Origin of the sequence: Anabaena sp. 54 (genome assembly GCF_017355725.1) — a bacterium.
Lineage (GTDB): Bacteria > Cyanobacteriota > Cyanobacteriia > Cyanobacteriales > Nostocaceae > Dolichospermum > Dolichospermum heterosporum.
In genome coordinates this window covers 20,721-29,629 of record NZ_JAAVWA010000044.1, presented here as the reverse complement: position 1 = coordinate 29,629, position 8,909 = coordinate 20,721, and the positions used below count along the sequence as shown (strand labels likewise).

At 35.1% G+C, this 8,909-nt stretch carries 5 protein-coding genes; 4 read left to right on the top strand and 1 reads right to left on the bottom strand.

All coding sequences use genetic code 11. The features are described from left to right. The first annotated feature begins 320 nt into the window (after positions 1 to 320). The 4 genes from rpsB to HEQ36_RS24100 all read left to right on the top strand — a co-directional run bounded on the left by rpsB (position 321) and on the right by HEQ36_RS24100 (position 6,181). A complete protein-coding gene (gene rpsB / locus HEQ36_RS24115; RefSeq protein ID WP_027403785.1) occupies positions 321 to 1,094 on the top strand; it encodes a 30S ribosomal protein S2 in 774 nt (257 codons plus the stop codon). Between the two features lie 221 nt (positions 1,095 to 1,315). Next, positions 1,316 to 2,260, top strand: a complete 945-nt coding sequence (tsf, locus tag HEQ36_RS24110; RefSeq protein WP_168636304.1) for a translation elongation factor Ts — start codon at positions 1,316 to 1,318, stop codon at positions 2,258 to 2,260. 262 nt (positions 2,261 to 2,522) lie between these two features. Then, on the top strand, positions 2,523 to 3,398 hold the full coding sequence (locus HEQ36_RS24105) for a hypothetical protein (protein ID WP_168636303.1): 876 nt from the start codon (positions 2,523 to 2,525) through the stop codon (positions 3,396 to 3,398). A 332-nt stretch (positions 3,399 to 3,730) separates the two neighbouring features. After that, a complete protein-coding gene (locus HEQ36_RS24100; protein ID WP_168636302.1) occupies positions 3,731 to 6,181 on the top strand; it encodes a protein kinase in 2,451 nt (816 codons plus the stop codon). Between the two features lie 81 nt (positions 6,182 to 6,262). On the opposite strand, the gene HEQ36_RS24095 is transcribed toward HEQ36_RS24100, so the two are convergent. Further along, entirely contained in the window at positions 6,263 to 8,899 is a 2,637-nt protein-coding gene (locus HEQ36_RS24095; protein WP_290708620.1) for a CHAT domain-containing protein, read from the bottom strand. Positions 8,900 to 8,909: the final 10 nt, after the last annotated feature.

Genomic DNA, 8,909 nt, shown 5'->3' with positions numbered 1-8,909 from the left:
GCAAGAAGTCTACTACTGTGCTTTCTGTTGGACAGGAAGCCGACACTGTACCGTCAGGTCAGTGTGGGTAGTTCACAAAATAAATACTAAATTATGCGTAGCACCTGTCACCTGTCACCTGTTATATATTTTCTTTTTGTACATCGGCTTGTGTGTACACCGTACACCTTTTACAAAAAATCCAAGTTCACCACAAAACTCAACATATTTGTGTTACCCTAGTACAGTTGTCTAAAATCCGCACATCTGGGAATTCGGGTGTTTCTTAAATTGAGAAATACACCTAGATGGAGGTTTAACCCGAATAGGAGTAACAAAATATGCCAGTAGTTTCCTTGGCTCAAATGATGGAGTCAGGCGTTCACTTTGGTCATCAGACCAGACGTTGGAACCCCAAAATGGCTCCTTATATCTACACCTCTCGAAATGGTGTACATATCATTGACTTGGTACAAACAGCCCAGTTGATGGATAACGCGTATAACTATATGCGAACCCAGTCAGAGCAAGGTAAAAAATTCCTGTTTGTTGGCACTAAGCGCCAAGCAGCCGGAATTATTGCCCAAGAAGCACTCCGTTGCGGTTCTCACTACATTAACCAACGTTGGTTGGGTGGAATGCTCACCAACTGGGCAACCATTAAAACCAGAGCCGAGCGTCTCAAAGATTTAGAACGGAGAGAGGAAAGCGGCGCACTGGATTTATTACCCAAAAAAGAAGCCTCCATGCTGCGTCGGGAAATGACGAAGCTACAAAAATATTTGGGCGGCATTAAAAATATGCGGAAAGTTCCCGATATCGTGGTTATTGTTGACCAGAAGCGGGAATATAACGCAGTTCAAGAATGCGAAAAATTGGGGATTCCGATTGTGTCCATGTTGGATACCAACTGTGACCCAGACGTTGTAGATATTCCGATCCCAGCCAACGATGACGCAATTAGATCCATTAAACTAATTATCGGTAAATTAGCAGATGCTATCTATGAAGGTCGTCATGGTCAGCTAGAAGCGGAAGAAGACTACGATGATTACGCTGACGAAGACTACGAATATGATGAAAGTGATAGCACTGAGTCAGAAGACGAAGCATAAGCATCTGTGATCGGGATTAAGGCGTACCAAAGAATAAATTAGCCAATTTTTTAGTAGTCTGGCAAATAAGTAGGGGTTTGGCAGTGCTAAACCCCTGAATCTATACTAAAGATTGGGGTATTTTTTTGATTGGAAGTCTCTTAAATGATTTTCAAATGAGTCCTGATCGTCTGATAATCTTGAATAATATTTGTATCTGTCAAGTTAAGAATTGAGGCAATATGGCGGAAATATCTGCAAAACTCGTCCAGGAGCTACGCCAAAAAACCGGTGCTGGCATGATGGACTGCAAAAAGGCACTGAAGGAAAATGAAGGTGATGTCGAGGCGGCTACAACTTGGCTACGGCAAAAAGGTATTGCTAAAGCTGATAAAGGAAGCGCTCGCATTGCCGCAGAAGGTCTAGTAGACACCTACATTCGACCTGATGGACAAGTCGGTGTACTAATAGAGGTAAACTGTCAAACAGACTTTGTTGCCCGCAATGAAGCTTTCAAAGCCTTAGTTAAGAACCTGGCAAAACAAGCTGCAAATGCTGATACTGTTGAGTCTTTATTGGCTCAACCCTATACTGAAAAGTCCAGTGTTACTGTTGATGAATTCATCAAAGAAACAATTGCAACTCTTGGTGAAAATATTCAAGTCCGGCGCTTTGTGAATTTCTCTCTTACCACTGACAAACCAGGAATAGTAGATAGCTATATTCATACTGGTGGTCGTGTTGGTGTACTATTAGAATTAAATTCTCAAACCGATGCAGCCTCTACCAAGGAAGAGTTCCAAAACTTGGCACGGAACGCGGCAATGCAAGTTGCGGCTTGTCCTAACGTCGAGTACGTTAGCATAGACCAAATTCCTGCCGAAGTTGTCACCAAAGAAAAAGACATCGAAATGGGTAAGGACGACTTGGGTAATAAGCCAGAGAACATCAAAGAAAAGATTGTTCAAGGTAGAATTGAAAAGCGTCTTAAAGAAATGACTTTACTAGATCAACCTTTTATCCGTGATCAAAGTATTTCGGTAGAAGACTTGGTGAAGCAAGTAGAAAAAATAGTTGGTGAGGGAATTCAAGTCAGTCGCTTTGTGCGTTATGTACTCGGTGAAGGTATTGAAAGGAAAGAAATGAGCTTTGCTGATGAAGTTGCTGCCCAAATTGGTGCTAAGTAATTTTGTTCTTAGAGACTTCTAAATAAAAAAATGTCCCAAAATGTCTTGTGGTGCAAGCATCTTGACTGCTAATAATACAAGGACGGGCAGGATGCCCATCCCACAAGATTGGATACCGTTCGCGGAGGTTTATTAGTGCTTACTGGTGTCAACTTAAGGTAATAAATAACACGCTGTCCTGTGCTTTATATGATGATTATTTATTCAAAATTCTGTATATTTGTACTATATAAAGCAACTGACAACTCACCAGCTTAAACTTATGGCTAGAGCAATTGAACGGATAGAAAAAGATATTACTGACTTAAAAGAGGCAATTAGTGCGATCGCTTACGAACTCAATTTAGCCTATGCTAGATATATACATATACTGGGTTCAGCCTTACAAAAACAATTGATTTTAGCTAGTTATTACCTGTGTACCCAGGGATATCCTGATGAATTTCTGAACTTATCACTAAATCAGCGGCAAAAATTACAACAAGGCATTCGTAAGTTCAGTCAACAAGCCGCTAAAGAATTAATTAGTTATATTCAACCCCCAGAAGCTACCCAAACAGAAGCAGTTATAGAAACTGAAGAACAAGAGAACATTGAAGCAGAAAATGAAGAAAATGAAGAAAATGAAGAACATGAAGAAAACGAAGAAAACGAACAACAACCTAAAGCCTTAGATCCTTCTAATCCCATAGAACTAGTTGAATGGCAACAAGATTTAGAAGAAGCAATTCAAGAAACTTTGAAAAAAGTCTCACAAGCAGCTAATATTTTAATCCAAAAAACCGGAGTTCTCCCCAAAAAACTACCAGAACCAATTTTAGTCGCAGCCACCGCTGCTGCTGCTTCCTCAGAGGGTTCTAGTAATATGATACCTAGTCCTCCCAATCTATTAAACTTAGTGATAGAAATTAGTGACGAGGAAGATTCCGAAGATTCTAGCCTGACTCAGATTATGGCTATTCACTTACGACTAGGAGAAATAGAATTTGCTGAAGCAACACTATTGGCAGAACGCAAAGGAATTCGCAACATTTTAATGCAATTGAATAAACTAGGACGAGAATATCAAAAAAGGCAACGAGAACTGAAAATTGCTGAAGCCGAAGCCGCTTGGCGTGCCAGTTGGTTTGAGGATTAGAGTCCTATTAACATTAAATCGGCGGTTGGAAACCGCATCTAGTCCACGCAGGTGGACTTTGTTTGTGTGGTTCCGTGATTTACAATCGCCAGGGCTTGTTTTTAGGATTTATCGGATGGAAAGTAAAAAATGCTGATATTCTGGAAAATGGTATAAATAAGTGTAGTATAATTTATGCAGAAAATTGATTAAAACCTAAAAATAGGTTAAAAGACTCCCAAAACAGCGCCAAGGAGTTTTTTGTTTCTAAAAATACATCAACTTCTATTCGATGTATTCGTATTTAAACTTGCAATTAATTACTTACTTAACAATAACTTGCACTACCCTATATGCCACAACAATACGAACACAAAAATGGGGAAATTATAAAAGGGCGTTATAAAATAATAAATCCTATAGGTTATGGGGGATTTGGTGAGACATATCTAGTAGAAGATACACAGTTACCAGGGTCTTATCGGGTGATAAAATACCTAAGATACCATTCTACAGATCCAAAAACATGGAATACCGTAAGAAAGATGTTCAGCGATGAGGCAGCAATATTGCGTGTATTAGGAAATCATCCACAAATACCACAACTTTATGATGAATTTGAAGAAAATCAAAGATTGTATTTAGTACAAGAATATATTCAAGGTAGGGATTTTAAAAATCAGATTTTCACGGAAACGGATGTTATTAATATTCTTCATGAGGTATTAAAAATATTAAATCACATTCATCATAACAATATTAAAAATGTTAAACATTTAGATATAAAACCAACAAATTTAATGAAGAGAGACCAGGATGGAATGATTTTTCTCATTGATTTTGGTGCAGTTAAAGAAGTTAGTACCTTAACCTTAGAACCTGATGGCATAACAGTTACAACAATACCTGTGTTTTCGCTAGGTTATACGCCCCCAGAACAATTTGCAGGAAGACCACAATTTGCCAGTGATATCTATGCTTTGGGTATGACAGCAATTCAACTTTTAACAGGAGTGAGTCCTCAAGATTTAGAAGAAGATTCTGATAATAAAGTTATATGGAAAAATCTGATTTCCGTTAACCCAAACTTAGCGAGAATCTTAACTAAGATGGTGCGGGTCAGTTTACAAAAACGTTACTCAACAGCTAATGATGTTCTCGTAGATTTAAAACCACTAACTTTCTTGGGTCAAGAATTAATTCAACGCTATAAAATTATTAGCTATTTGGGTGGTAGTGGTTTTAGTCATACATATTTAGCAAATGATACTCGCAGTGCTAGACAAAACCGTCGTTGTATTGTTAAGCAATTTATTCTGACAACCAATAATTCACATATTTTCAACGAAGTAAGATCTCGTTTAGAAACTCTATTTGAATCAACACAAAATTTTGATCGTTACCCACAAGTTTCCAATTTATTAGATCACTTTATAGAGGGAATAACTTTATCTTTAGTTTATGAATTTATAGACGGTGAAAATCTCAGCGACAAAATTAAAACAGGTAAGCATTGGAATGAATCAGAAATTACTGCTTTCTTAACAGATGTTTTAGAATTATTGTCTCCTATCCATCAACAAGGTATTATTCACGGTGATATTAAGCCTTCTAACTTAATTCAACGAACAGAAGATAAAAAATTTATTCTCATTGATTTTTCTAAATTCAAGGAAATTTTTACTTTAGAGTATAGAAATAACAAAATAGTTAAGCAACCAGGGGGAACGGATGGATATATGCCTTTTGAACAAAAAGAAAATCAACCAGAACCCAGTAGTGATATTTATGCTTTAGGGATGACAGCTATTCAACTTTTAACAGGAGTACATCCTCAATCTTTAAAAAGAGATTCGCGTAATGAGGTAATCTTGCCGAATGGAATCCAGATTAACTCTAAATTGGCAAAAATATTAACTAAAATGGTGCGCTTTCATTTAGGAGATCGTTATCAATCTGCACAAGAAGTTTTGAAGGATTTGAAGAGTTTAGGTCGAGGATTCAAACCTCAAAATGGAATTGTGAAATGGTTAAAGAAGGATAAGAAATTATTGTTCATCTTTAGTGTATTTAGTATAGGATTTTTAGCGTATATCGTTTGGAAACTAAACAGACCAGAACCACCAGAAATGACTTTGCTGATAAGTTGTAAGGAAAAAAATGAGCGGGAAAATTATGGTGAAGCTGAAATAGATTGTCAGAAATCCATCAATATCCGTCCATCTAAAGAGGCTTATTTATTAAAAGGAAATGCGCTAAATGGTCAAAAAAAATATACAAAAGCAATCGCAGATTATAATATGTCACAAAAAATAGCAAATGATAAAACTTATATACTTCCTCAAGTTAGCATAGGACAAATCTATAATAATCAAAAAAAATATATAGATGCAGAGAGTGTTTGTGAAAAAGCAACTAATAATAATCAAAATGATTTTAGTGGTTGGTCTTGTTTAGGATATGCTCAAAAAGATTTGCAAGATTATGATAGGGCAAAGGCATCTTTTGAACAGGCTATTCAGTTAAGTTGTTATCCTCAAAATAAAGGTCATCAATCTCCAACAGACCTGAATAAAGGTTGTTCTTTAAACTTATATAATAAAGGTGAAACCTTAATGTACCAAGCCGAACAATTAAATCCATCAGATAAGAATAAAGCCATACAACTTTTAGAAGAAGCTATTAAAGAATTCCAGAAAGCAATTGATAAAGCAGACAAGTATGATAGAAGTAAATTTGAGCCTGGAAAAAAAAAGGCGGAAGAACTTCGTGATCAACTCTTAAAGGAAATTAAAAGTAAATAAGATGAATATGGATAGTTTTGTGAATAAAAAAAGAAGAGGTGTAAGAACTTCTTTTCTAATCACCCTAATTCCTCAATATAGCTAAAGCCAACTACCTATAAGGGTAAAAGCCGCCCAGTAAAAAGGATGTTGATATCCATTTTGTTCCATGAGAGAAATTTGGGCTTCGCGAAGTGCTTTCGCTCTAGTCATTTCTGGATCAGAGTTAGTTAAATTTGCATAGAATTTCTTCATTAACTCTGTTGTACCTTTAGCTGATACAGGCCATAAACTAGCAATGGTACTATTTGCACCGGAACGCAAAGCTACCCCAGCCATACCCAAGGCTGCTTTCTCGTCTCCTGAAGCTGTTTGACATATTCTGAGTTTATTCTTTAAATTTTTAATATTTTCTAACTCATCTTTTGTATCTTTGAGTTCAGGAAATTTATTCCCTTGGACTGAAACCTCTTTACTCAAACCAGCCGCTAAAATCTCTATATTTTTTGGTTCAAGTCGTTTTGAGTCTTTGAGTTGTTGACCCACACTTATAGCTATATTATAATCTTCAATTAAATAATTTTCACCATCATGAAGAGCAGCTAAGGGAATGTTTTGGAAAACACGGTCTAGTACAAATACTAAAGTTTCAACTCCAACATTGTTCAAATGATTTTTTCGTTTTAGCGGTTCAATTAACCATTTATATAGTTGTTGAGAAACTTTTAGAAGCTCTTTTTTATTCTCATTAAACTTTTCGTTTCTATCTCTATTCTGTTGCTCCAAAGCAGATAATTTTCCATCCTCAACTTGACTATAGATAAGGTCTGCGAATTTTTCGATAGTTTGATTAAAATCTGTTGGCGAATCTTTAATAACTGAATAATGATAAGGAGATTTATTTTTTTGAAAGAGAAGAACCTCTAGTCTATCTTTCAAAAGAATCGGATAAATAACTGCTGCTTTTTCATCAATATTTTCAATTTGTACTAACTTTTCTATTGGTGGTAAACAAGGATCTTGGAGGAAGTTATCTAACTCTGCCAATTGCAGCGATTCCATAACTAAACGAGCTATGTTGAAGGGAATATTTTTTTCAGTTTTTTCTTCCTGAGAACTATATACTGTGGTGATATTATTGATTAATACCAAGTTTAATTTTTTGAAATCAATGTTTTTTACCTCAGCTTGCAATAGTAAATCAATAAATTCTCGATACACGGGTTCGACATTTTGACGAAAAGAAAACTGGTTATCAGCACTATTGACTAAATCTGCTCGCAGTGACTGAAGTATATTCCATGCTTCAGCATAAGATATTAATGCTCCTTCAATATTTTCTGAATCTCTTAAAATGCGTCCTAATTGGTGTCTATTACGATATAGAATTTGCCGATTATCAAAATTCAGATTATTTAACAGCATTAAAGCTTGTTCTGTGAAAATTTTCGCTTGAGAAAGGTTATCAACTCTGTCTTTTTTTGTTAAGTTTTCTTTCTGTGATTGTAGTTCGTATAACTTAGCAAGATGAGTTAAAGCAAGTGCTTCAGCTTGCTGATCTTTAAATGTACGAGCGTTTTGAATAGCTGTTGATAGGAGTTGAGCAATTTCTTGTTCTTGTGGAAGTTTATCGTTTTGAGTATTTTTCCTCCAACGAGTTAGACTTTCTGCGAAATTAATCTTTGCGTATACTAACTCACGAATTATTTGAGGACTTTCAGGTAATTTAACTAAATGATAATTAATAGATTTCCATAAATATTCGATTTGATTATTCAGATCATCTTTTAATTCAGTCCAAGTATATGGTTGATATCTTTGACTTTTATTAAATTGTTCATTCCACCATTCTTGTATATCTAATAATAGACTGAGTTGATTTAGTTCTGCTTGAATTCCTGTTATGGAGTTAGTATGATTATTTGCTGCTTGGTTATAATCTTTTTTAGCTTTATTATAATGTCCAAATGCTTCATAATATGATTTTATATCTATATATTCATTGTTAGTACATTTGATTTTATTTTTGATTTTATTTTCATCATGTAGATTAAATTCATTATTACACTGTTCACTAAGAATAAACTCAATTTGCGAAGTATAATTTAACTTATCTCGCTCTCTATTACCAATAGCTCTTTCTATATTTCCTAAACCAATAAATATTGCACTTTGCTGATCTGGATATTGTTGTGCTGCTATTTCGGTAATTCCTAACAGTTGTTGAGAAAGTTCTAATTGTCCAAATTTTTGAAGTGTTTCACCTAAAAGCCGCAAACCAATGACTTTATTTAGAGAATTTGGTTGTGATTCTAGATTTTCGATAATTTTATCATCAATACTTTGATCACTACTCTTTAATTGCACACATTTTAAATCAACAATATTAAACACCTGTAATAGTTGACTACAAGTTTCAGTATACAAACCCAAGGATTGCAAAGCTTTGGCTTTATTAATGAGATTTCTATTTTTGCCTTTTTCGTCTTTACCATAAGCATCTGCTGCTTGTTGCCAGATTTTGGCTGCTTCAGAAAAGTTGCCAATATCATAGTATTTTTTCCCTTGCTGTTCTAAATTCAAGCTATTAGATACTTGAGAAATAAGAACCGAAGTTGGTTTTATTTTTATTTCAGTTCCTGTCACTTTATTAGCAGAGAAAATAGGAAAAATCAAGGTTGAAATTAGCGTTAATAATGCCAAGAAAAATGTTGTTAATTTGCGACGATATTTCCACATAAATATTGAT